The organism is Aquimarina sp. EL_43 (genome assembly GCF_943422735.1).
GTDB classification, from domain to species: Bacteria; Bacteroidota; Bacteroidia; order Flavobacteriales; family Flavobacteriaceae; genus Aquimarina; species Aquimarina megaterium.
The window spans coordinates 2,915,344-2,941,630 of record NZ_CALSBR010000001.1 but is presented as its reverse complement, the minus strand read 5'-3'; the positions used below and the strand labels follow the sequence as shown (position 1 = coordinate 2,941,630).

The window sequence follows — 26,287 nt, the reverse complement described above, 5'->3', positions numbered from 1 at the left end:
CTCCATTCAACGGTTTTATTTTATATTCAGAAATTTCTTTATAAGAATATTCTTTTTGAGCATATATATTGAATGAAAAGCTGATTAAGCTTAATATAAATATTATACCTATCTTTTTTGATTCTAAATTTGAAATCATTTATTTCTAATAAAGGTTTATTTCCTAACAAAGCAATGAAAAAAAAAATAAAGGTTGTAATTATAGAAGATGATCTTGATACAGTAAAATATCTCGAAAAAATTCTAATCAAAGAAAACGAAGCTGTAAGTATTGAAGGGTTTTCATGTTCTGTTTCTGATGCCATTGATTTAATTAATAAAACTCGGCCAGAGATTGTCTTAATGGACATTGTATTAAAAGATGGAAATGCATTTTCAATTTTGGATGCCTTTCCTAATCCAAATTTTGAAGTCATTTTTATTTCTGCGCATGGAGAATTTATGGAAAAAGCTTTAGAGTATTATGCATTAAATTTTCTAACCAAACCCATAAACGCAAATCGACTGTTGGCGATATTTAAAAAATACAACACATTTAAACAAAGAATGTTTGAGTTTTATAAGTATGAAATGCTAAAAGAAATGATTCATGAAAATGGGAAAAAGTTTTTGCTACATATTGGCAACAAACATATTGCTGTTAATTTTTCTGATATTATTCGTTGTGTTGCTGATGGAAATTATACTCTTTTCTATTTAAGCGATAAAAGAAATCTTGTGGCTTCTAAATCACTAGGATATTATAGTGATTTATTAGAAAAGAAAAACTTTTTTAGGGCAAGTAGATTTGATTTGATCAATCTAAATCATATCACATCTATATATAAAAAAGAAACCATAGTTTTAAGTAATAACGACAAAGTGAATATTTCTACTAGAAATAAATCCAAATTAGTAAATATGATAAATGAGTTATCATTATAAGAAAACAGGCTAGATTGCTAAAAAATACTGATCAAGAAACGATTAAGGTTAATCATGAATATTAATAGGTATTAGCCAATTTTCTTGCTACAAATCTAATCACCGATCCTTTTCCTATATGATATTTACCTTCATTTAATAGAATTTCTTCTTCCTCTAATACTACTATTTCATAATTTTTGAAGTCAGCTATTATTTCTTCTTTAGAGTACAGCATATCAATATCGTTTGGGCCTCCAACTTTAGGATTAAGCTTTCTAAGGGGTATATGGTTTTTGCTAAAAGCTTCTAAAATAATAATGCCACCTTCTTTGAGATAGTCGTTTAATTTCTTGTGAAATACTGACTTCTTTTCGGCAGAAAAATGAGCATACACAAGTCCGATCATATCAAATGCTTCTTTTTTAAACTTAAGTTGTTCTAGATTTCCCACAATATAATCAAGAGTTACATGATTCTCTTTTGCTAGTTGTATTGCTTTTGACTGCCCTTCTATACTTAGGTCGAATGAAGTTACTTTCCACCCGAGTTGCGCTGCAAATACCCCGTTACGCCCCTCCCCGTCTGCTGGCATCAATATAGATCCTGGTTCAAATTTTTGAAGCCATTCTTTAAAAAACACATTAGGTTCTTTACCATAAGCAAATTCTTGAATTTTATATCTATTATCCCATTTCTGATTCATATCGATTCGGTTTACATTTACCAATACATAAATTACTACTCGTTATTTATGTACAAAAATAGCTCTCGTTATCATCCAAAGAATAGGATAGATCTGTAATTTAATAGGACTTACACCAAGTTATATTTAGGGCAAATAGTTTATCTAACAAAACAAAAAACATTTCTATTTTCTCCTAGAAATAATAACCTATTTGATTTCATGAATATTCTCTTCTATATATACGAAACCACAAGTCATTGCTTTCACATTTTTTATTTAAACAGATAACCCCAAAGTGTTATATAAACTAGCTGTTGTCATAAGTCGTTTAATAAGCAAAATATTTTCTTTTAGCTGTATATCGAGTAATTTTTGTTCCCGTGAGTTTATGATAAATAACGAGCTTTCTCCTAAAAAGAATTTGCGTTCTTCTGCTTTAACTAACGCTTCATAATCTATGACGATATTCCTTATTAATTGATTTTGCTTAGTAAGTGAATTAATCTCTGCATAAACAGCATCTATTTTATTTTGAAGAGTAATCGCTGTCGATATCCGCTCAAGATTGGCATCTTGTAATTTTAAATTCGCCAATCGTAAATCTCCTCTTGCTTTGCGCAAAAATAATGGTAAACTAAAATTTACAAATGCTTTATAATTCGTAGTATTAAACGTGTGTATTTGATCAATTTTTGGTGTTAAGAAATTATACTGAATATTTATTTTAGGCAGTAATTTATTTAGTTTTAAAGAACGTTCTACGGTAAGTCCCTCAATTTTGGCATCAAGACTCAATAATTTAGGGTGATTGTTAAGTAATCCCGAAGTATTCGTAATGCCTTCTAATAAGAGGGAAGCTTCTAACGTATTTAATTCTGGTACTACCGGTACTACATCCTCTTTAACCTCCATTGGTATATCATTTAGCCACAAATAATTACTAACTATTAGAGCTGCCTTTTTTCTTTTTAAAGAAGCTGCTTCCAGATTAAGTTGTCTGTTCTGTAATGTAATTCTGGCTTCAGTAATATCAATGGCTGCTTTTTCACCTGTTTCGACACTACGCTCTACGGCCATAAGACGTGTATTCGCATTTTTTAGAAAAGTTGTATAAATAAGCTGTTCATTAGTAGCTTTTAACCACTCTAAGTAAGCTTTACTAGCTTCGAACAATAGTGTATTAACAAGTACATCTCTATCGGCTTTGGTTTGCTCCTTAAAAAAACGTGCTTTTTTAAGCGAGGCCATGCGTTCGTTGATCAAAAAGCCTTGGGCCAGCGAAAATGAAACACCTGCACTATATAGACCTCCATCAGGAACAGTACGATTTGGATTTAGAAATTCGCCTGTATTTTCTTCAAAATTTGCTTTAAACTCAATACCGTACCAAGTGGGTATTTTAAAAGTAGCACTTAATTGATCGTAATATTCAGTATTTTTAAATTTCTTTCGATCATAATCTACTTCGATTTTTGGATCAAATCCGCCACGTGCTTTTAACAAATTTGCCTCACCTATACTTAATGTAAGTTCGGCTTGTTTCATTAGCGGGTGATGCTTTTTTACATAGCCCAAATATTCTTCAAAAGTAAGTGTTTGCGCTAATGAAGTAGTTGTATTTTGTTTTGTTTCAGCTACTCTACTCTGGCTCAGCACAGGTTTTGCAAAAGGGAGCAAAATCAGTGCAATGATATATTTAATACCTGTTGTCATTTACTTTTTAGCTTTAGTTGATTCTTTTTTATCCCGGATGTAATAATTAGGTGGAAAGCCATTTAATTGGCGCCACAGTTCATACCAAATTGGTACGTTTTCTAATAATGCTATAGTATATGCACCAGAGCCTACACGAATATTTTTAGGCCATGGATTCTCTGCATTATCGGGAGCAATGAGAATTCTAAATTTTCCATTAACGCTTATAAAGGTTTCTATAGCAACAATTTTTCCTGCATAGGTTCCGTAAGATGCATTAGGCCAACCACTAAAGAAAATAGCAGGCCAGCCATCAAATTGAACCCTAACGCTCTCTCCAATATGTATTAATGGTAAATCTATAGGGTTTACAAAAGTCTCTACAGCGAGATCATATTCTACAGGCATAATACCTACAAGCTTTTCGCCTTCCTTAAAAGTTTCGCCCAATCCCCCGCGTAGGGCTTTGTTTATATAACCATTTTGCGGTGCTGTGATATAGTACAAAGCATTACGTATCTGATAATTAGCCGACTGATTTTCAAGTTTAGTAACTTGTGCTTCTGCCTCAAACTGGCTTGACTCTGCTGTAAAACGTTCACTACGTGATTTGGCAATTTTATCGGCATACTCGGCAGCAACCCGGTTAATCTCAATATTTGCATTAAGCACTTCATTTTGATTAGCAAGCAATTTGTTTTTCTGAGAGATTAATTTGGCTTGTGTTTCTTGTAACTTTAGACGTTTTTCCTCTACATCAATCATCGCTTTTAAACCTTCACTTTGCAGAATTACAGTACGATCGAACTGGCGTTGAGCAATATCAAAATTCGCCATATAAGCCTGTAAATCAACACTATCACTCTTTACTTTTAATCGAGATTGTTTTAGCTTATTTTTAGCTTGCGAAAGTTTTAGTTGTCGCTCATTATTTAATGCGCTTACTTGACTTTCTAATGCCTTAATCTTTTCTTGATAGGATATTACTGATCGATTTTTAGCGTCCCGTTGCTGATTAGTACGTTGGACTAAATGTGGATCTTGATACTCGTTTTTTATTTCAGAAATAAATAAAATGGTATCACCTTTTTTCACAAAATCACCTTCTTTAACATACCATTTTTCAATACGTCCTGGTATAGGTGATTGTATTGTCTGCGGTCTTTGATCTGGTGTTAATGTAGTTACATAGCCATTGCCATTTACATTTTGCGTCCATGGTAAAAAGAGGATGATAATAACAATGATAGCAAAAACACCTAAAAACCTATTGAATAGTTTATTGTGTCTTGAAGTAAATGCTTTTGAAAAAGCAGTATATCCTTCAAGCGATACTTTTTTGTTTAATTGATTATGAGAGATATTAAGCATTGTTTGTGTTCTTAGAGGTTATTCTTCCTTCTGAAATTTTAATGGTTTGATTGCAATAGTTTTTCCATTGCCCATTTTGGCTAGAGATTATAAGTGCCCAGGGGCGTTCTGGAGCTGTTAAATACTTGATAATTCGAGAAGCCTCATCTATTTCAAAATGTTCTAAAGGATCTTTAAGTAAGAGTAATTTGGGGTTATGGATAATAGCTCTTGCGAGTACTATTCGCTTGGATACTGTAAACGGGATTTGTTGCCCTTCGGGATACAACATTGTATTGATTCCATTAGGTTGCTCTTTTATAAAAGACAGTAGTCCAAGATTTTTGAGTACAGAATGCAAATGTTCTTGTGAAATCTCTTTGTTTCCAAAGGTTATGTTATCCAGGATAGTACCTTCGAATGGGGACTGTACAGGGAGTACTTGTCCTATATAAGCACGATATTTATTGAGCCAGAGACCTTTTATAGAAACACCATTAATATACAATGCTCCAGTGGTAGGTGATATAAGGCCAGAAAGGATTTTAATTAAGGTCGTCTTTCCTGCTCCCGAAGCTCCATCAAATAGAATTCTATCGGCTTTTTTTATACTGAAATCAATGCCACTCAGCACTTCTTGACCTTCTTGTGTATTATATTTTAGGTTGTCGATCTCTATATGTAAATCTTGTTCGTTTGTAAATGGATCTTCTCCAGATTGCATCTCTTGTTCTTTATCTACAAACTGTCCTATTTTTTCTAATGAGGTTAGTACATCATAAAATGATTCTAATCCTTTGATCAGTTTTTCGACCGAACCAATAACAAGTAAAATGATAATTTCTGCAGCTACAAACTGCCCTATATTCATTTGCTGATTAAGCACTAATAACCCACCAACAATTAGTAATCCGGCAGTCACAAGAACTTTAAAACCGATAAGTTGAATAAACTGCAATACGAGTACTTTAAAGTGGCTTTCACGAGCTTCGAGGTAGTTTGTGGTTAGATCATCATTACGTTTCATCGCTAAATCTGTGTTCCCAGAAAGCTTAAAACTAATGAGTGATCTAGCTATTTCTTGCAACCAATGCGCAACCTTATATTTACTTTTTGATTCTACAAGACTGGTTTCAAGTCCTCTTTTTGCTGTAAACTTAAAGACCACATAGATGAGTATGATTAATAAAAACCCATAAATAATAAAGAAAGAATGATAAAAGGATAGCAATATCAAACCAAATATGATTTGTAGTGTAGCAGCCGGAAAATCTATTAGAATTTTTGATAGCCCTTTTTGTATTGTTAATACATCAAAAAATCGGTTGGCCAATTCTGGTGGATAGTAATTATTTAGCTCTTTCATTTTTATTTTAGGAAACCGATACGCAAACTCAAAAGAGGCTCTGGTAAAAATTTTTTGTTGCATATTTTCTAAAATGCGTATTTGCATCAATTGTAAAACTCCTTGAAATGCTACTCCCATTGTGACAAGAACCACAAGTACAATCCACGAGGTAGATACCTGGGCACCTTGAATAAGGTTTATGATGGCCTGTATTCCCAGTGGTAGAGTGAGCGCTACTAAACCAGCAAAAATGGCGTAGTAGAAAATTTGACGAATATCTTTTTTATCGAGTTCAAGAAGGCTTAAAAACCTCCTCCAGGGTGATATTTTATTTTCCATTTAACTTAGAATTGGGTGTTAATGGTTAGGGATCAATGGGTATTAATCCTTATTTTGTTATATAATCTGAATGAAATGTTTCCTCAAGAATTAGGAAACCTATACGAAATAATTAGAATAATTTTATGCCAAATCTGGTGGTGGAATAAGAATTTCTATATAAAGATTACCATACATATTTGGAGATGAATAGACAGAAAATTCTATACCATATTCTAGAAGATGATTATGTATATCTAAAAACTGTAATTCGTTTTCTCCATCTTTCTGTTGCTCTTCTTTCTCTATGTTTTCTTCATCATCTACATGAACTAATTCATAAGAAGAATCTGCAAAAAAGCTTATGGTTTCAGCCAAAGGTTGAATAAATACAGCAAGCAGTAGCACCAATATTGTGAAGCTTTTAAAAAATGCTAATATGTCTTTTCTGCACAAATTCATTTTATAGTTTTTAATACGAGATCGTGATAAAAACGAACAATATTGTTTTCGCATTCTTATTACAAAGATATAATAGTAATACTATTACATAACGAAGTTTAACTATAATTAATAATAGTTTAACAATTAACCGTAGTTAGATTATACTAAAAACCTGAAGTTTTTTAATATGGATGCATTATGATCTTGTGTTAACCTAGATGAGCTACAATCTTTTTTCTAATCTAAAAATTCTTGAAATATATAAGCATGTTAAAAAGTAGTATCTACTCGATGCTTTTTTAGATACGCAATAGTACCCATTTCTTTAGCTTCTTTTTTAAATATTTTAGGAGTTTTTTTAAAATATTTCTTGAAACATTTCGAAAAATATTTTGGATCATTAAACCCGGTCATAAAGGATGCCTCAGAAATATTATAGCCATATTTTGTAATTAAAACGGCAGCTTTTTTCAAACGCATCAACCGTACAAAATCAACTAGACTATTTCCTGTTAATGCTTGGCATTTTCGGTAAAGACTAGAATACCCCATGTGCAAGGATTCGGCAAGTTCTTCCATTTTAAAATCAGCGTCATCTATTCTTAAATTTATATTAGATACAAGGTTTTCAAGAAAAATTTCGTCTTGCGACCTTTCTAATCTGACTTTCGGGCTACTAATAATTTCTTTACGATATTTTGATATGATATGCTCTTTAGATGAAATAATATTTTTTACCTTCAATAATAATTCATTCGTATTGAATGGTTTATTGATATATTCTATCGCACCAGATTTAAGTCCTGATAATTTAGCTTTCGTAGAGTTTTTAGCAGTAAGCAATATAATCGGGATATGCATAGTTACCTGGTCTTTTTGAAGTTTTTTACACATTTCAATACCATCTAACTTTGGCATGACAATATCACTTAAGATCAGATCGGGAAAATTATTTTTTGCATAATAATAACCTTCTTCGCCATTTTCGGCCATGATGATATTATATTTGATATGTAACAACTCTTTTAAAAAAGTTTGTAGGTCAAAATTATCTTCTACTATTAAAATAGTTTTTTTTGATAGGTCTAATTCTTCTTCTCTAATTAAAGTATCATTTTCTACTAAAGAAAAATTATTAGGTTCTTCTGCATCATCAGTTATAATTCTCTCGGTTTCGGTATAGGCATTTTCTGTAATTGGAAATTTAATAATAAATGTTGTGCCTTCTATAGTGTTAGAGTTAACCTTAATCTTGCCTTTATGTAAGTTTATTAATTCTTTGGTGAGCGCTAACCCTATACCTGCACCTTTATTTTTTTTACCAATATCTGATTGATAAAATAGCTTGAAAATATGCTGTAGTTCTTCGTCCGAAATTCCCGGTCCAGAATCTATAACAGATAATTTGATAAATTTTTTATTATTAACCGGTACAATATTTAAAAAAATATTGCCCTCTTTAGGAGTAAACTTAAAAGCATTAGAAAGCAAATTATAAATTACATGTTCTAATTTTTCTTTATCATACCAGGTTGCAGGTAGATTTTTAGGGCAATTCACGATAAAATCAATCTTTCTTTTTCTGGCTAATTCCTTAAAGGATATAGAGATATTTTCTATGTCTTTATGTAAATCATTTTTGGTTACTGTTAATCTTAACGCTCCTAATTCTTTATTTCTAACCAGTGTTAATTCTCGTGCAATTTTAGAAAGACGTTTGGTATTATAAGACATAATCTCCAAACGCTGCTTTAATAATAAATTCCCATTCTTTTCGGCTTTTTTTAACATATCATCTATAGGGCCAAGGATCAATGTAATTGGTGTTTGAATTTCATGAGACATTTTTGCAAAGAAATTCATCTTCAAATCATGCAGTTCATTTTCTTTTTTATGACTTACCTTTTCTAGAAACAGTTTTTTCCTTAAAGAATACCATCTTCTTATTCCATAAGCAGTCAATATGAGGATAAGCAGATAAAAAATATAAGCCAGAGGTGTATTCCATGGAGGTTGCTGTATGGTAATAGCTATTTTTTTTTCGGGAAGATCCCAAACCCCTTTTTTGGTTCCTGCTTTAATCTCAAAAGTGTAGTTTCCAGAGGGAATATTTGTATAAGTGGCCAAACGTTCTGATTGGCTGGCTATCCAATTTTCATCAAACCCTTTTAATCTATAAGCATAGTAATAACTTGGATTTAAAATATTATCTATTGCATAAAATCTAAATGAAAAATGAGATTGATTATGTTTTAATTTTAGAGATTCAATATTAGATATTCCTGTAGTAGTTTTGTGAGGTAATAATGAATAAACGGGTTGATTAAGTATTTCTATACTGTTTATATATAATTTAGTTTCAGAAGCCTTTTTGTTTAGATGTTTTGGATCAAAGCTATTTAACCCTTTAACACCTCCAAAGTACAAAAGATCCTGTGTATCTTTAAATTTACTTCTTGGTAAAAATATATTATCTTGAAGCCCATCTGTATCATAATACGTTTTTAGAATAAGTCTTTTTACATCTAGGTGGCTAATACCATTATTTTTGGAACTCATCCATAAGTCATTATTTTTATCTTTAAGAATTGCAATAAATATTTTTTCACCAATAGATTCTACATCTTCAAATGTGGTATACATTTTATCTTTAGTATTAAATTTTAATAACTTACCTAATCTGTTAATTAACCATATTTCTCCAGGGTCGCCTAGAACCATAGATTTAACAGCATGGATTTGGTCTTTGTAGTTTTTGTTTTTTTGTGAATAATCAATAAATGTAGAATGTTGTATATCGGAAGGATGATGTTCATTAAATTGAAATAATCCTCCATTATAAAGTCCTAACCATATAATACCATTTCTATCTTCCAGAATACTTTCTGTGTTAGTACCTTTTAACCCTTTAGAATTATTATCGAAAACAGCTAGAAGCTTTAAATCAGAAGAGTAGACATTAATAGAAAGATTTGATCCGATCCAAATACGTCCTTTAGAATCAGAAAACACAGTTCTTATATCTGTCGCTTCCTGTTTATTAGAGTTATAAATATTTATCTTTTCAAAAGTGTTTTTACTTGTATTGTGATGCCATAAACCATTTTTATAGGTTCCAAACCAAATATTTGATAGATTATCTTCTGTAATGGATTGAATATAAAACCCTCTATTTAGAGATATATCATTAAAGTATCGCTTTTCTTTTGTACTTCCATCGGTATTATAGGTCACTCTTGTTAATCCAGATCCATCTGTTCCAATCCACAAAACATCTTTAGAGCTTTTAAGAATGCTTAATACCCTAAGAGGAGTGTTGTTATCAGAGCCTTCATGGTAGCTAATTTTATTATTTCTGTTGGGAAGAATATTAAGTTTACCATAGTTTGTTGTAATCCATATGTTTTTGTGGTTATCTTCATTAATATCCAAAATTGTATTGCTACTCAAGGAAAATTCATTAGAATATTGCCTTGTAAATAAATCAACCTCTCCACTGTTTATATTTATTTTGTACAATCCGCCTCCATCTGTTCCTCCCCACATATATCCATCTTTACTGCAAAATAGTGACAAGAACATCTCCTTGTTGATATTAAACTTCTCCTCCTCAAAAAAAGAATCTTGGATAAATTGTTTGTTGATAGGATCATAGACAAATAACCCATAAGTTTCGGTTCCTACCCAAAGCTTATTATTGATATCTGAAGTCAGGATAATATTTCCGGGATAGTTAGTAAATGGCCCTACTAATTCTGTTGTCTGTTTTGATTTTAAAGAATAATTATAAATTGTACCACTGTTGGTACTAACATATATTTCAGAAGAGTTTAATATGTCAATATCCATAATATTTTTGATTTCAGAACCGCTGTTTGAAATTGTAGCGATAAAGTTCATTTTAGAATCGACATATCTGTAAATGTTACCAAGCTTAGAGGCCAACCAAATACTTTCTTTTTTTGCGACAATAGAGCCTACAACATCATTTTTGGGTAACAAAATAGTCATATCTTCAAATTGATTAGCTATTGCTACATATTTTGATATCAATCCAAATTGAGAGGTTATCCATATATTTTTGTTATAATCAACAAGCATATTGTTTATAAAGTCATTATGCTGAATATCTGGAAAAATCATCTTGTTTTTAATCAGTCTATAATCATATCCATTGTAAACTAATATCCCATCAGAACATAACATCCAAATATTACCAAATGAATCTTGTGCAGTTTTAGTTGGAATAACAAATTTATTATCATTAATAGGTGAGAGATGTCTAAAACTTGTGTGATTTTGACCATGCAAGAAAAGGAAGCATGGCATAAAAACGCCTAACAAAAGATAGATTTTTAATCTAAACATAAAATACTCATTTTTTAGTAAAATATCTCTTTGTATTCTACCACAATTATTTGACAATATGATTTTCTGTAATTGTACTAATATGAAAATTACACATATGAGATGTTATTAATACAATCTCAAGTTTATGCTTTAACATTAAACTTTTAACAACTATGATAATCCATTGCTTAAAGTAGTGTTAAATATATTAATAAAAATCACTAAAAACAGTCTTAAAAGATTAGAAGAACACCTTAAAAAGTAGTCTAATTCGTCAAAAAAGAGGAGAAAATAAGCATTGATGTAATTAAGTCTTAAATAGTACTCCTAAACGCTTAAAATATCATCTTTAATAAGGAATGTATCCGTCATATTTGAATTCTCATAGTTTAACATATAAATAACTTAAATGAATTCTAGACGAAATTTTGTTAAAAAAACAGCACTAGCCAGTGCGGGCGTATCACTACTTTCAAACTTATCTTTTGGAGCGATCACTAACCTAAAAGATAAGAAGCTTAGATTAGCTTTCATCGGGGTAGGATTAAGAGGAATGAACCATTTTAACAATGCTCTTAATAGAAAAGATATAGATATAACTGCTATCTGTGATATAGATCCCGAACGAATAAAAATAGCATTAAAGAAAATAGATGAAGCTAATTTTTCAAAGCCTAAAGTTTTTGGAAACAGCGATCTTGATTACAGAAATTTACTAGAATTAGAGGATGTGGATGCAGTAATAATATCTACACCTTGGTTGTGGCATACCAAAATGGCTGTAGATGCTATGAAAGCAGGAAAATATACCGGTCTAGAGGTATCTGCAGCCAATACTATTGAAGAATGTTGGGATTTGGTAAATACTCATGAAGCAACCGGGACTCATTTAATGATCTTAGAAAATGTAAACTATCGTAGAGATGTTCTCGCTGTTCTAAATATGGTAAAGCAGAATGTTTTTGGAGAATTGGTCCATTTTAGATGTGGTTATCAACATGATCTTCGTTTTGTGAAATTAAATGATGGGAAATCTGCGTATGGTAAAGGTGTTGAATTTGGAGAAAAAGGAATATCAGAATCCAAATGGAGAACCCAACATTCTGTACTAAGAAATGGAGATGTGTATCCAACTCATGGCGTGGGGCCAGTTGCTACCATGTGCGATGTTAATAGAGGCAATCGTTTTACTTCATTAAGTTCTAATGCAACAAAAGCTATTGGACTACATAATTATATCGTAAAACATGGAGGAAAAGAGCACCCAAATGCAAAAGTAAAATTTAAGCAGGGAGATGTTATTACCACTACAATCGAAACCGCCAAAGGAGAAACAATCATTGTAACACATGATTGCAATCTGCCAAGACCTTATTCATTAGGGTTTAGAGTACAGGGAGCTAATGGATTATGGGAAGTTGATGGCAATAGAATGTATATAGAAGGACAATCAAAACCACATCAATGGGATAACGCAGATCAATGGCTCAAAAAATATGATCACCCTTTATGGCAGAAGTACGGTGAATTAGCTACCGGTACAGGGCACGGAGGAATGGATTTCTTTGTCCTAAATGCGTTTGTAGAATCTGCAAAAGAAAATATTGCTCCACCTCTTGATGTATATGACGCAGCAGCTTGGAGTGCAATTACACCATTATCAGAATTATCTATTGAAAATAATGGAGAACCACAAGATTTTCCTGATTTCACAAGAGGGATGTGGGTAAAACGCAAACCTTATAATTGGATAAAAAGTAAGTATTAAATCACTAAATCATAATATATGGAAAAATTAAAGATTATTCTATTGATCTTCATATGTGCTTTCTCAAGTAGTATGTTAGCTCAAGAAAAAACAATAACAGGAACGGTTTATGACACATCAAATAGACCTGTTGTTGGAGCTTCTATCCTAATCAAAGGCACTACAAAAGGAACTACATCAGATTTTGATGGGAATTATACCATAATGGCTAATGAAAAAGATGTTCTTGAAATATCTTACGTAGGATTTATAGCGCAGGAAATAGTGGTAAATGAACAAACAAAAATAAATGTTACCCTACAAGAAGATATTAGTCAATTAGAGGAGATCATTGTTGTGGCCTATGGTACACAAAAAAAAGAAACGATTACCTCATCAATAGTGAATATCAAATCAGAAAAGCTAAAAGATATCACAACTCCCGATGTGACTACAATGTTACAAGGAAAAGTAGCCGGGGTACGTTTAGGAGCTTCTAGTGGTAGCCCGGGGTCAGTCCCAAATATACTAATACGAGGTTCTTCATCCCTAGGAGGTAGAGTAACCCCACTATGGGTGGTTGATGGTGTAATACAACATAGTATACCTATAGTTAACCCTAATGATGTTCAATCGGTATCAGTACTTAAAGATGCTTCTGCAACGTCACTTTATGGGTCTCGTGGAGCAAATGGAGTAGTTATTGTTACTACAAAACGAGGAACTTCAGGTAAATCAGAAATTAGTGTAAGTTCAAAAGTAGCTATAAACACTTTTAATACGGGAAAATTTGAAGTCATGGACTCGAGACAATTATATGAGTATCATACTCAATTCTCAAATTCTCAACCTTGGTTTACATCAGAATTATTGGATCGAAATTATGATTGGATCGAAAACGGAACTCAAGATGGCTTTGTAAAAGATATAAACATATCGTTTACTTCGGGAACCGAAAAACTAAAACTTTTTATCAACGGAGGTTACTATAATGAAACAGGAACCTTACGAGGGAATGAATTAGATAGGTACACATATCGAATGAACCTAGATTATGATATTACACAGCGTTTAAAAATAAGTCCCAAATTATCATTTAGTTTTGACAACAGAGATAAAATTGCAGAGGCTCCCTTATATGAGTTGTATTTAAACTTGCCTTGGGATAATCCTTTTGATGCAGAAGGTAAACCAATTAATGCACAGGAAGATTCTAATTGGCTAGGTAGAGATCAAAGAAATTACTTATATGATCAACAATGGAACTACTCCTCTGATAATACATTTAACCTAAGTTCAAACTTTGATTTTGAGTATCAAGTTGTACCCAACCTGGTTTTTAAATCAGTAAATAATTTTACATATTATCGCTATAAATCAAAAACATACACAGATCCCAGATCAATTTCCGGATTGGCCACAAGTGGAAGTATAAATGATAGGATAGACGAGCGGTTTACCAAATTAACAACACAGATATTACAATATTCAAATATATTCGGAGAGCATTCTGTGACTGCTTTAGGAGGATATGAGTATAATGATTATAAATATGAAAATGTAGACGTAACAGGTAATGGTATTGTTGCCGGAACAGAGGTTTTAAATGTTGCGAGCGAAACTGGAGAGATAAGTGGATTCAAGAATGATTATGCATTACAATCATTTTTTCTCTCTGCAAATTATGGATTTAGCAATCGATATTATGCAAAAGCTTCTATACGTAGAGATGGAGCTTCAAATTTTGGATTAGATGACCAATATGGTAATTTCTTTTCACTAGGGGCAGGATGGAACATACATAATGAAGCGTTTTTTAATAGTAAAGCTATTAATGAGCTTAAATTGCGATTGAGTTATGGGTCTGTAGGAAACAGACCATCATCTTTATACCCATACCAAGGAACATATAGGTTAAACACACAATACATTGGGACTCCGGGAGCAGTATTAGATCAATTGGGAAATCCAGATTTAAGTTGGGAAAAATCGTATGAAGCAAATATTGCGATCGACACAAGACTGTTTGATAGAGTAAGTGCAACGTTTGAATATTATAACAAAGACACATCTGATCTGTTGTACTTCGTGAATTTACCTGATGTTACTGGATATAGCGGATTTTGGGAGAATGTAGGAGGCCTAACCAATACAGGATATGAAGCCGCGATTTCGGTCGATGTAATACAAAGTGAAAATTTTGAATGGAACTTAGGGTTTAATATAGGATTTAATAAAAATGAAATTACAGAGTTGTTTGATGGACAAACAGAAATCCCTAGAGGATCCAAAATATTTAAAGTTGGAGAAGATTCGAATTCATGGTATATAAGAAAATGGTTAGGTGTTGATCCTGATAACGGAAATCCACTGTGGGAAGTTGTTGATCCGGATACCGGAGAACGAACAGAAACCAGTAATTGGAATGATGCTACTCTACAAATTGTTGATTCGTCCTCACCAGATTTTATAGGAGGATTTGATTCTAGACTAAGCTATAAAAATGTATCACTTTCTGCTAATTTTAATTTCTCTAAAGGAGGAAAACTATATAATGGTGCCAGAGAATTGTTTGACTCAGACGGATTCTATACTACTTTCAACCAGCAAGTATTAGCCAATGACTGGAACAGATGGGAAAAGCCGGGAGATATAGCAACACACCCCTTAGTTGTTGAAGGCGGTAACAATAACTCTAATAAACGTTCATCTCGTTATTTAGAAGATGCCAGCTATTTAAGAATGACAAATGTTACATTATCTTATAATTTACCACAGAATGTCTTAAATAAAATAGGAATAAGCAATCTTAATGTATATGTAGCCGGAGACAATTTATTGACATTTACAAAGTACAGTGGTGTTGATCCGGCAGTTACAGGTAATCCAAGAGATTCTAATAACACAGGTTTGTCAGGAAGCCCTGGATTAACTTATCCAATACCAAAACGCTATGTATTAGGTGTTAACGTATCATTTTAAAAAACATTTAAAAATAAATAGTATGAAAAAATTAATAATACTACTGCCAGTTATTGCATTTATACTGCATTCCTGTGAGTTAGAAAAGAACCCTTATGAGCAGATTTCGGTAGATGAATTATTTTCTGATCCAGAATCAATTGAAACAGCTACTGTTGGTAATTATGCTTTACTAAAAGGCGATAAAGGTTTCGATGGTTGGGTAGATGATCTACATAGAATATCAGAATATGCTGGAGATAATGTAAGCCTTAGTGGTGGTACAACCGACCACCTATTCTTTTTATATAATTATCAATCTATAAAAACCAACTCTAGAGTAGAACGATTTTGGCGTAATTCATATAAAATTGCAGTAGGATGTAACGTAATTATTGAAAAAATTATAGAAGGAGAATCTCCTGAAACAGATCAATTATTAGGAGAGAATTATTACCTAAGAGCACTTACATATTTTCAAATGGGAAATGTATTTGGAAGACCTTATAATCAAGGTGCTTCAAATTTATCTATACCACTTAAATTAACATCAAATATTACAGATAGACCAGATAGACATACGGTAGAACAAGTATATACTCAAGTTATAAAGGATTTAGAAAAAGCAGAATCTTTAATGACAGTAAACAAAGGAGCATCTTTTGCTTCAAAAGAAGCCGCACAAGCATTATTGTCCAGAGTATATTTATATAAAGAAGATAATATAAGAGCAGAGGAATATGCTAATAAGGTTATTGCATCCGGAAATTATGCTTTACTCTCGACAGATCAGTTTTCAAAAATGAATACATTAATACCTGATCAAAACCAGGAGGCTATTTTTGCTGTAACATTAAGTTCTGCTACAGATCTTTTAGGAGGCTCAGATGACTGGTTTACAATAGGATCCTTTTATGCCAATGTCGAAGGTAAAGGTTGGGGAGAAATGTATGCTTCGAGAACATATTTGGATTTAATCGACAGAAATCCTAACGATGCAAGAAAATCATTTATAGAGCCACAACCAGAAAAAGATGGTGATCAAAACGAAATTCCTGCTGTGTATTGGGTAAATGATGAGTATGCCTATGAGTTTCGAATAACAACTGAAAGCGGAGGAATAACCACGTTTGAAGACAATGGAAATACATACACCGTAGAGTCTGAAATTGTAGACGGTAAAACAATATATTATTTTAATGGTACCGACGGTAGACAGGATGTTATTAAAGGAGTTGATCTTAAAAAACGTAATGGTCACCCAAAATTCTATATTCTAAAAGCATCATTACAAGAAAATGACATACATCTTTGGTCACCAATGGTATCTCGCCTGTCAGAAATGTATTTGAATAAAGCTGAGTCCTTAGCAAAAAGAGGTATGGATCAGTTGGCATTGGATAATATAAATATCATTAGAGAGAGAGCAGGTATCCCTACATATACATTAGCTAATATCCCAACAGGAAAAACCATATTAGATGTTGTTTTAGAAGAACGTAGATTAGAGTTAGCTTATGAAGGACATAGAAGATATGATGTATATAGAAATGGTCGTACAATGAATAGAAAATATCCAGGTACGCATTTAAATGGAACAAATGCTTTTCTAGAAATACCATCTACACATCCAAGAGTTGTAGAATTTATTCCAGAACAACAGATCATTTTACAACCATCATTAATTCAGAATGATTAATATACAATAGCATAGATTTCTTATGAAGTCTATGCTATTTCTACTATTTAAAGTATTCTTATATCAAAAACATGTGGATTTATACATATAAAACTTGGATTGTGTTTTTTGTACTTACACTCCTGTATTCTTGTAATAATCAAGTAGATAATTTGTCATCAGAGAAATTATTCACAACAGTCCCAACAGAGATTACAGGAGTGACTTTTGAGAACAAAATATTAGAATCAGAACAATTACATTATTATAAATACCTATACATCTATATTGGTGGTGGAGTAGCCGCTGCCGATTTCAATAATGATGGATTAGAAGACCTTTTCTTTACTTCTAACATCTATCATAATAAACTTTTTTTAAATAAAGGAAATTTTCGGTTTGAAGATATTACTATAAAATCCGGAATAAAAAAAAGAGTTGGATTTGATACCGGAGTATCTATTGTTGATATCAATAATGATGGCTTTTTAGATATCTATATCAATAGGGCTGGTTGGTACAACGGAGACCAGAAACTTGCCAATATGCTATATATAAATAATGGAGATCTCACTTTTACAGAACAAGCAAAACGTTATGGTTTGGCAGACACTAATCGGTCGATTTCATCTACATTCTTTGATTATGATAAAGATGGAGATCTGGATGTTTATATTACTAATGCTCCTGCAGAATTTGATTTATCAGGTAAGATAATAGATATAAATAAAATTCAGAATAGTAAAAAAACGCAATTCTTTAAAAGTAGTGATAAGTTATATAATAATGATGGAAAAGGAAATTTCACAGATGTTTCTGTACAAGCAGGAATTTTACCAGATTTAGGCTTTGGACTTAATGCGCAGGTAGGAGATCTTAATAATGATGGTTGGCAGGATATTTATGTATCTAATGATTTTATTGGACCTGATTTTGCATATATAAATAATAAAAACGGAACCTTCTCTGAGAAAAGAAATTCACTTTTTAAACACATTTCATACTATAGTATGGGAAGTGATATAGGAGATATTAATAACGATGGATTTAATGATCTAATGGTTTTAGACATGAGCCCAGAAGATCATGTACGATCTAAAACAACCATGTCTATGATGTCTATCGATAGATTTAATAAAATGGTTAAAAACGACCATCATCATCAGTACATGCATAACGTAATGCAATTAAATAACAGAAATGGTTCCTTTAGTGAGATAGCACATATGTCTGGCCTTGCCCAAACAGACTGGAGTTGGTCTGTTCTTTTTGCTGATTTTGATTTAGATGGACTTAATGATATTTATATCACCAATGGTATTTATAGAGATGTAGTCGATCGTGACATGAACATCAAAATCAACAATACGATCAACGATAAAAAGAGTACCCTAAAAGAGAAAGACTTTTATCAATTCACCCAAAAATTGCCACAACAAAAATTAACTAATTACTTATTTAAAAATAAAGGAAATCTAAAATTTGACAATATAACTGAAGATTGGTCAGATGAAAAACCCACATTTTCAAATGGTGCTGTATATGTTGATTTAGATAATGATGGAGATTTGGACATTGTTACCAATAATATAGATGAAAATGTAACAATACTTAGAAATAATGCGAGAAAGATCAATACTAACAATTTTTTGCAATTTACTTTTAAAGGAGCTAAGAAAAATGTTTTCGGAGTAGGAACAACCATAAAAATATACCTGAATAATGGAAAAATATTAACTCGACAACTCATAAACTCCAGAGGATATCTTTCTTCGATGTCCAATACATTACATTTTGGTTTAGGAAAAAATACTAGTGTTCCCAAAATAGAGATCATTTGGCCTGATGGAAACAGACAACATCTTACCAATATAAAAGCGAATCAATTATTACGTATTGATTACAACAAAAGTATTAAAGCAACAAAACAAAATACCAATACAAAATCTAATACGATTTTTACAGAAACTTTGTTAGATTTTGAACATACTGAAATTCCTTTCAATGATTTTGACAAACAATTATTGTTACCACATAAACTGTCACAAACAGGGCCTGCGATAGCAAAAACAGATCTTAATAACGATGGATCGGAAGATCTTTTTATAGGAGGAGCGCATAATCAAACTGCACAGCTATTAATTGCTACACAAGATGGAAATTTCAAAAATATACCTGTGCAAGATTTTATAAAAGATAGTACATATGAAGATGTAAGTGCTACCTTTTTTGATGCAGATAATGATGGAGATCAAGATTTATATGTAGTAAGCGGAAGCTATGAGTTTGACCCAGATTCATCACTATTACAAGATAGATTGTATATTAATGAAGGGGATTATAATTTTAATCGATCAGAATCGAAATTACCATCCATTAATACCGCAGGTTCTATTGTAAAAGCATCAGATTTTGATCAGGATGGTGATATTGATCTATTTATAGGAAGTCGCGTAATTCCAGGGAAATATCCGTATGCACCAACAAGTTATTTGTTAATTAATAAAGATGGAAATTTTATTAATAAAACAGATGATTTGGCGCCAGACCTAAAAAATATTGGGATGGTAACTAGTGCAGAATGGAATGATATTGACAACGATAATGATTTAGATCTAATTGTTACTGGAGAATGGATGGGTATTGAAGTTTTTAGTAATGATAAAGGTATTCTTTCTAGAAAAGAAACGTATAATGATTTATCATCAACCAAGGGTTGGTGGAATAAGATTTTGGTCGTTGATATCGATAAAGATGGGGACAAAGATATAATAGCTGGGAATTTAGGATTAAACTTCAAACATAAGGCATCAAAAGAAAAGCCTTTTCATGTGTATACAAATGATTTTGATAACAATGGTACAGAAGATATTATGTTGGCCAAGTATTATAAATCTAAACAAGTCCCTGTAAGAGGTAAGCATTGTACTGCAGAGCAAATACCATACTTAAAAGAAAGGATAAAAACATATAGCGATTTTGCAAATAGTGATATTCAGGAAATATTAGGAGAGACTTTTCAATCGGCTATTCACTATCAAGCTACAGAATTCAGGTCTGGTATTTTTGTTAATAGCAAAATTGGCTTTGAATTCACACCATTCCCATCAGAGGCTCAAATGAGTCCTATTAATAGTATTCTTTATGAAGATTTTGATGGTGATCAAATTAAAGACTTACTCATGGCAGGAAATAATTATCATACAGAGGTAGAAACAACACGTGCCGATGCAGGTATAGGTGTTTATCTTAAAGGGAACTCAAAAAAGGAATTTGAGTCTATAAAAAATGCTGAAACCGGATTTTATGCAGATAGAGATGTGAGAAATATGATGCTGATAACCTCTCGAAAAAAGAAAACAGTTATTGTAATTAATAATAATAGTAAGCATCAATTATATGAAGTTAACTAATAATGATGAATATAAAACAATGAAGAATTATAAAAAATCAATAGATAAAATCGTACTCGCACTAATAAGTACTTGCATACTAGCCTGTAGTTCAGACAAAAAACCTCTTAACCCTGAAGGTAATAAAGAGTTAGATCTATCAATAATGATTCCTCCAGGAGGTAATAGTTGGGTAATAAATAGTATTGAGCAAGATGCTGTTTTAATTCATGATTCAGGCATTCATAATTGGACAGCATTAGATGATATAATTCGTATTTATTTTCATACAAAGCTAACGGGTGAGTTACATCTGGGATTAAATATCAAATCAGAAACAGGACCATCCACTATTAAGGTAACAGTAGGAAATACAACAAAGAATGTAGCTGTTGATAATACAACCTATAAAAATGTTGAAATAGGAAGGTTTGACATTACTAAATCTGGATACAACTTTATTGAAATTCAAGGACTTCAAAAAAAAGGTGAATATATAGGTGATATTAATAAAATTCTTATCGGTGGACCTGCTACTGCTAGTGGTATTTCTTTTGTACCAGAAGAATTTAGTTTTCATTTTGGGAGAAGAGGTCCTTCTGTTCACTTAACTTATAAAATGCCAGAAAATAAGGATGTTATCTATTTTTATAATGAGATAACAGTACCTCAGGGAGAAGATGTAGTCGGATCTTATTTTATGGCAAATGGTTTTGGCGAAGGGTATTTTGGAATACAAGTTAATTCTGATACCGAAAGAAGAATATTATTTTCTGTATGGAGCCCTTTTGTTACCGATGATCCAAGTACAATTCCAGATGATTATAAAGTAATTCTTTTAGGCAAAGGAGAAGGAGTTACAGATGGAAGTTTTGGAGGAGAAGGTTCTGGAGGGCAGAGCTATAAGGTGTTTGATTGGAAATCTGAAAACACATATAAGTTTTTACTAAAAGGAGAACCCTCGGTAAACAACAGTACAGATTATACAGCATATTTCTATGCTCCAGAAGAAAGCGAATGGAAATTAATAGCAAGTTTTAGAAGACCACATACCAATACATACTTAAAAAGATTTCATTCATTTTTAGAAAACTTTAGCACGCATACAGGTTTTATTTCACGAAAAGGGAAGTACACAAACCAATGGGTATATGATACACAAGATCAATGGCACGAATTAACTACTGCCAAATTTACTGCTGATGCGACGGCCAGAAATAAAGCTAGACTTGATTATGCAGGTGGCGTAAAAGGAAATTCGTTTTATATGAGAAATTGTGGATTCTTTGATGAAAATACAACTATGAATATTGAGTTTTCCCGAACATCAAATGGTATAAAGCCGAATATAGATTTTTCATCATTACCAAATTTAGGATCACAGCAAAATTAAATTTTGAATCTAAAAAATAAGTAACCCGGTATCGCTTTAACCAAACTAAAACTCTAAATGTTGTTGAATTAGTTAGTTTAAAAAGCCTTTGATGATTAAATATTATTCAGAGGCTTTGTTTTGCTAAAGCAGACAAAATATATGAAATATAATAGCGTGATTTTGAACAAAGTTAACAGAAAAAGTAAATTGATTTCATTTGCTCCAGGAAGAACATGTCTTTTCGGAGACCATCAAGATTATTTAGGACTGCCAGTTATAGCCTGCGCTATAAACAGATATATTAAATTAACAGCTTTAAAAAATGAAGAAAAAATCTTTAATATCAATAAACCAGATATTGGTAAAAAAAGAAGTATTAATATTTATGATAAAATCAGTTTTGTTGAAAAAGGAGATCATTTATTATCAGCACTAAAAGTATTGAGAAGATATGGTTGTATCCCTAATATAGGGTATGACATTACAATTTCTGGAAATCTACCCATAAATGCCGGTACCTCTAGTTCCTCTGCTGTAGTAGTGTCATGGGTTCAGTTTTTATTAGAAGCTTTTGGAGCAAACCATAAAATCACACCAGAGTTGATTTCACAAATAGCATATGAGGCTGAAGTTTTAGAACACGGAAACCCCGGAGGAAAAATGGATCAATATAGTATCGGACTGGGAAATATTATGTATTTGGAAACCGGAGAAAACAGTTCGTATGAATTATTTGATTGCCCTATACCCGGATTAATTATAGGAGAGTCTGGTATTCCAAAAGAAACAATAGGTGTTTTAAATGAATTAAAAGAAAACGCTTGGCAAGCTATACATACATTGGCAATGTGCCATAAAAATTTTAATATAGAAAATGTCGAAAAGGAAGATGTAAAAAAATTATCTCATCATCTCCCGGATAGATTAGAACCTTTTTTTTATGCCGCTGTATCAAACCATGATATTACCAAAAAAGCCCTTTCAGAATTTAAAAAAGATCATTTGGATGTAGAAAAAATAGGCGTATTAATGAATAAACATCATGCTATTCTAAGGGATTTCTTAAAAATAACATTACCCAAGATAGATCGTATGATTGAAGGTGCATTAAAAGTTGGTGCCTATGGAGCAAAAATTGTTGGTTCGGGTAAAGGAGGTAGTATTGTTGCTATTGCTCCAGAAGGAAAAGAACAACAGGTTATTGATGAAATTATAAAAGCCGGAGGTAAAAATGCTTACCTAGTTGAGGTAGACCCCGGAGCAAGAATACTCTAAAAACAGTAAACAAAAAATAAACTATCGAATGCATAGAAGTTTAATAATTTTAGCTGGTGGTGCTTCATCCAGAATGAAGAAACAATCTTCACACCAAGACTTAAGTGATGAGGAAATCGAACAAGCAAATAAAAGAAGTAAAGGCCTTATTGGTGTTGGTCCAAATGGACGACCTCTTATGGATTATCTATTGTATAATGCAAAACATGCAGGCTACAAAAAGATTTATATCATCATAAGTGAACATGGGGAATTATTCAAAAAATTTTATGGTAATGATGATAAGGATAATGATTTTCGTGGTCTTAACATATCTTTTGCAATTCAATATATTCCTGAAGGAAGAGTAAAACCATTTGGAACCGCAGATGCATTGTTTCAGGCTATTGAGCAATATCCCGAATTAAACAAAAACTATTATACTGTGTGTAATAGTGATAATTTGTATTCCTCAGAAGCATTATTCGCACTAAGAGCTACATCTAGCCAAAATGCATTTATTAGTTATGATAGAGATACAATGGAGTTTTCCTCGGAACGAATTTCACGTTTTGCACTTGCAAAATTAGATGAGGCAAACCATTTGTTAGATATTATTGAAAAACCATCTAAAGAAGAAGCTAATAAATATAAGGACAAAGAAGGTAAATTACGAGTTAGTATGAATGCTTTCAAATTTAATGGTAGTGCTATCTATCCCTATTTAAAAAACTGCCCCGTTCACCCCCAAAGAAATGAAAAAGAATTACCAACGGTTCTTTTAAATATGCTAAAAGAGTATCCAAATAAAGCTATAGGAATACCCTTTTCAGAACATGTACCGGATTTAACGGCTAAAGAAGATATAGTTGAAGTAAAAAAATACCTAAGCAAACATTATTCTAAATTAAGCTGGGATTAAAATTAGCTAGTAGAGTATTGCAATAATTAATTAACTAAAAAAGATATAATGGTATCTCTTAGCACTTTTGATTATGTACTAATAATTTCATTTTTTATAATCACCTTATTTATTGGTATATGGGTATCAAAAAAATCAGGAAAGAATTCATCAGAATTTTTTTTATCAGGAAGAAATATGCCATGGTGGTTACTCGGCTTATCTATGGTAGCTACAACATTTTCTACCGACACCCCTAATTTGGTTACCGATATTGTAAGAACAAATGGAGTGTCTGGTAATTGGGTTTGGTGGGTGTTTTTAATCACAGGGCTATTAACTGTATTTGTTTATGCCAAGTTATGGAGAAAATCAAATGTGAGTACGGACTTAGAATTTTATGAATTAAGATATGGTGGTAAACCTGCAAAGTTTTTACGAAAATTTAGAGCCCTATATCTAGGTGTTATTTTTAATGTTATCACAATGTCTGCAGTAACTTTGGCTGCTATCAAGATAGGAGGTATTATGTTAGGTTTAGAACCCTGGCAAACGGTAATTAGTGCTGGATTGATAACAGTTATATTTAGTGCTATTGGTGGCTTTAAAGGTGTAGTTTATACTGATTTCATATTGTTTTTTGTTGCTATGGGTGGTGCAATTGGAGCTGCATACTATTTGGTTAATTTACCAGAAGTAGGAGGTATAGTATCTTTAATGACAAATGAAAATGTAGTAGATAAACTTTCAATACTTCCCGATCTTAATGATAAACGTGCTATAATCACATTACTGATAATACCATTGGCAGTGCAATGGTGGAGTTCTTGGTATCCGGGAGCAGAACCAGGCGGCGGAGGTTATATTGCGCAACGAATGTTGGCTGCAAAAAATGAAAACCATGCAATAGGAGCAACTTTCTTTTTTAATATAATGCATTATGCATTACGTCCCTGGCCCTGGATTATTGTAGCACTGGCGTCATTAGTAGTATTTCCTGATCTGGCAAGTATACATGAAGCCTTTCCTAATATTACAAAAGATAAACTAGGTCATGATTTGGCCTATTCTGCAATGCTAACCAAATTACCAAGTGGATTATTAGGTGTAGTATTAGCCTCTTTGGTAGCTGCATATATGAGTACCATTTCTACGCAATTAAATTGGGGATCTTCTTATATTGTTTATGATTTCTATAAGCAACAAATTAATCCAAATGCATCCGAAAAGCGATTGGTAGCTGTAGGTAGGATTGCGACAGTAATACTGATGATCTTTAGTGCACTTTTGGCACTACTTTTACAGAATGCATTACAGTTGTTTGAAGTGTTACTGGTTTTTGGAGCAGGGACAGGTTTGATATTTATTTTACGATGGTTCTGGTGGCGTATTAATGCCTGGAGCGAAATTACGGCAATGTTTGTTTCTGGAATTATTTCTTTAGTGCTAAAATTAACACCGGCTGGCATCTACTTTTTTGATACTGAAGATGGTTTATTTCCAGATTGGTCAGAATTTCTGGTAGTCGTTTTTCTAACCACTATTGCTTGGTTGACAGCCACGTATTTAACTCAGCCAGAAAGTAAAGAAGTATTACACAATTTTTATAAGAAAGTACAGCCAGGAGGGCCTGGGTGGCACCACATAATTGATCAATCAAAATTAGAAAAAAATACTTTAAAAGACTGGAACGTACCTTACGGAATTATAGCAATGCTATTAGGATGTGTATTGATATATAGTCTCATGTTTGCCACAGGATATTGGATATATGGACATATAACATATGCCCTTCTACTAACCAAGCTAGCTATTGTTTCTGGATATTTACTTCTAAAAATATGGGGTAGAATAAAAACTAATGTATTATAAAATGTAATTAA

The 26,287-nt window shown here is 32.2% G+C and carries 15 protein-coding genes; 9 read left to right on the top strand and 6 right to left on the bottom strand.

The features are described 5' to 3' along the window. Positions 1–174: 174 nt before the first annotated feature. Positions 175–924 carry a LytTR family DNA-binding domain-containing protein gene (locus tag NNL09_RS12405; RefSeq protein WP_196910827.1) on the top strand — a complete coding sequence of 250 codons (750 nt, stop codon included), beginning with the start codon at positions 175–177 and terminating at the stop codon, positions 922–924. A gap of 61 nt (positions 925–985) precedes the next feature. On the opposite strand, the gene NNL09_RS12400 is transcribed toward NNL09_RS12405, so the two are convergent. The 6 genes from NNL09_RS12400 to NNL09_RS12375 form a co-directional block, all read right to left on the bottom strand. Next, a complete protein-coding gene (locus NNL09_RS12400) occupies positions 986–1,609 on the bottom strand; it encodes a bifunctional 2-polyprenyl-6-hydroxyphenol methylase/3-demethylubiquinol 3-O-methyltransferase UbiG (RefSeq protein ID WP_196910826.1) in 624 nt (207 codons plus the stop codon). A gap of 258 nt (positions 1,610–1,867) precedes the next feature. Then, complete coding sequence (locus tag NNL09_RS12395; protein WP_196910825.1) at positions 1,868–3,304, bottom strand: TolC family protein; 1,437 nt, start codon at positions 3,302–3,304, stop codon at positions 1,868–1,870. Then, entirely contained in the window at positions 3,305–4,657 is a 1,353-nt protein-coding gene (locus NNL09_RS12390) for an HlyD family secretion protein (RefSeq protein ID WP_025665018.1), read from the bottom strand. Beyond that, entirely contained in the window at positions 4,650–6,323 is a 1,674-nt protein-coding gene (locus NNL09_RS12385) for a peptidase domain-containing ABC transporter (protein ID WP_196910824.1), read from the bottom strand. The genes NNL09_RS12390 and NNL09_RS12385 overlap by 8 nt, the downstream gene beginning before the upstream one ends. A gap of 123 nt (positions 6,324–6,446) precedes the next feature. Beyond that, positions 6,447–6,764 carry a hypothetical protein gene (locus NNL09_RS12380; protein ID WP_196910823.1) on the bottom strand — a complete coding sequence of 106 codons (318 nt, stop codon included), beginning with the start codon at positions 6,762–6,764 and terminating at the stop codon, positions 6,447–6,449. 252 nt (positions 6,765–7,016) lie between these two features. After that, complete coding sequence (locus tag NNL09_RS12375) at positions 7,017–11,114, bottom strand: ATP-binding protein (protein WP_196910822.1); 4,098 nt, start codon at positions 11,112–11,114, stop codon at positions 7,017–7,019. Between the two features lie 391 nt (positions 11,115–11,505). On the opposite strand from NNL09_RS12375, the gene NNL09_RS12370 reads away from it, so the two are divergent. The 8 genes from NNL09_RS12370 to NNL09_RS12335 all read left to right on the top strand — a co-directional run bounded on the left by NNL09_RS12370 (position 11,506) and on the right by NNL09_RS12335 (position 26,276). Further along, positions 11,506–12,864, top strand: a complete 1,359-nt coding sequence (locus NNL09_RS12370) for a Gfo/Idh/MocA family protein (protein WP_196910821.1) — start codon at positions 11,506–11,508, stop codon at positions 12,862–12,864. A gap of 18 nt (positions 12,865–12,882) precedes the next feature. After that, positions 12,883–15,825, top strand: coding sequence for a TonB-dependent receptor (locus NNL09_RS12365; protein WP_196910820.1), 2,943 nt, complete (start codon positions 12,883–12,885; stop codon positions 15,823–15,825). Positions 15,826–15,847: 22 nt separating this feature from the next. After that, complete coding sequence (locus NNL09_RS12360; protein ID WP_025665024.1) at positions 15,848–17,503, top strand: RagB/SusD family nutrient uptake outer membrane protein; 1,656 nt, start codon at positions 15,848–15,850, stop codon at positions 17,501–17,503. Positions 17,504–17,604: 101 nt separating this feature from the next. Beyond that, positions 17,605–20,895: a VCBS repeat-containing protein gene (locus NNL09_RS12355; protein ID WP_254514249.1), complete on the top strand. Its 3,291-nt coding sequence runs from the start codon at positions 17,605–17,607 to the stop codon at positions 20,893–20,895. Positions 20,896–20,914: 19 nt separating this feature from the next. Then, positions 20,915–22,267 carry a DUF3472 domain-containing protein gene (locus NNL09_RS12350; RefSeq protein ID WP_196910885.1) on the top strand — a complete coding sequence of 451 codons (1,353 nt, stop codon included), beginning with the start codon at positions 20,915–20,917 and terminating at the stop codon, positions 22,265–22,267. 141 nt (positions 22,268–22,408) lie between these two features. Continuing rightward, on the top strand, positions 22,409–23,524 hold the full coding sequence (locus NNL09_RS12345) for a mevalonate kinase (protein WP_025665027.1): 1,116 nt from the start codon (positions 22,409–22,411) through the stop codon (positions 23,522–23,524). Positions 23,525–23,552: 28 nt separating this feature from the next. Continuing rightward, the gene (locus tag NNL09_RS12340) at positions 23,553–24,425 is read left to right on the top strand and encodes a sugar phosphate nucleotidyltransferase (RefSeq protein WP_196910818.1); all 873 of its coding nucleotides are present in this window, start codon (positions 23,553–23,555) and stop codon (positions 24,423–24,425) included. 48 nt (positions 24,426–24,473) lie between these two features. Continuing rightward, positions 24,474–26,276, top strand: a complete 1,803-nt coding sequence (locus NNL09_RS12335; RefSeq protein WP_196910817.1) for a sodium:solute symporter family protein — start codon at positions 24,474–24,476, stop codon at positions 26,274–26,276. Positions 26,277–26,287: the final 11 nt, after the last annotated feature.

Coding starts and splice junctions, on each gene's coding strand:
- NNL09_RS12405 (WP_196910827.1), top strand. CDS start 175: ATGAAAAAAAAAATAAAGGTTGTAATTATAGAAGATGATCTTGATACA.
- NNL09_RS12400 (WP_196910826.1), bottom strand. CDS start 1,609: ATGAATCAGAAATGGGATAATAGATATAAAATTCAAGAATTTGCTTAT.
- NNL09_RS12395 (WP_196910825.1), bottom strand. CDS start 3,304: ATGACAACAGGTATTAAATATATCATTGCACTGATTTTGCTCCCTTTT.
- NNL09_RS12390 (WP_025665018.1), bottom strand. CDS start 4,657: ATGCTTAATATCTCTCATAATCAATTAAACAAAAAAGTATCGCTTGAA.
- NNL09_RS12385 (WP_196910824.1), bottom strand. CDS start 6,323: ATGGAAAATAAAATATCACCCTGGAGGAGGTTTTTAAGCCTTCTTGAA.
- NNL09_RS12380 (WP_196910823.1), bottom strand. CDS start 6,764: ATGAATTTGTGCAGAAAAGACATATTAGCATTTTTTAAAAGCTTCACA.
- NNL09_RS12375 (WP_196910822.1), bottom strand. CDS start 11,114: ATGTTTAGATTAAAAATCTATCTTTTGTTAGGCGTTTTTATGCCATGC.
- NNL09_RS12370 (WP_196910821.1), top strand. CDS start 11,506: ATGAATTCTAGACGAAATTTTGTTAAAAAAACAGCACTAGCCAGTGCG.
- NNL09_RS12365 (WP_196910820.1), top strand. CDS start 12,883: ATGGAAAAATTAAAGATTATTCTATTGATCTTCATATGTGCTTTCTCA.
- NNL09_RS12360 (WP_025665024.1), top strand. CDS start 15,848: ATGAAAAAATTAATAATACTACTGCCAGTTATTGCATTTATACTGCAT.
- NNL09_RS12350 (WP_196910885.1), top strand. CDS start 20,915: ATGAAGAATTATAAAAAATCAATAGATAAAATCGTACTCGCACTAATA.
- NNL09_RS12345 (WP_025665027.1), top strand. CDS start 22,409: ATGAAATATAATAGCGTGATTTTGAACAAAGTTAACAGAAAAAGTAAA.
- NNL09_RS12340 (WP_196910818.1), top strand. CDS start 23,553: ATGCATAGAAGTTTAATAATTTTAGCTGGTGGTGCTTCATCCAGAATG.
- NNL09_RS12335 (WP_196910817.1), top strand. CDS start 24,474: ATGGTATCTCTTAGCACTTTTGATTATGTACTAATAATTTCATTTTTT.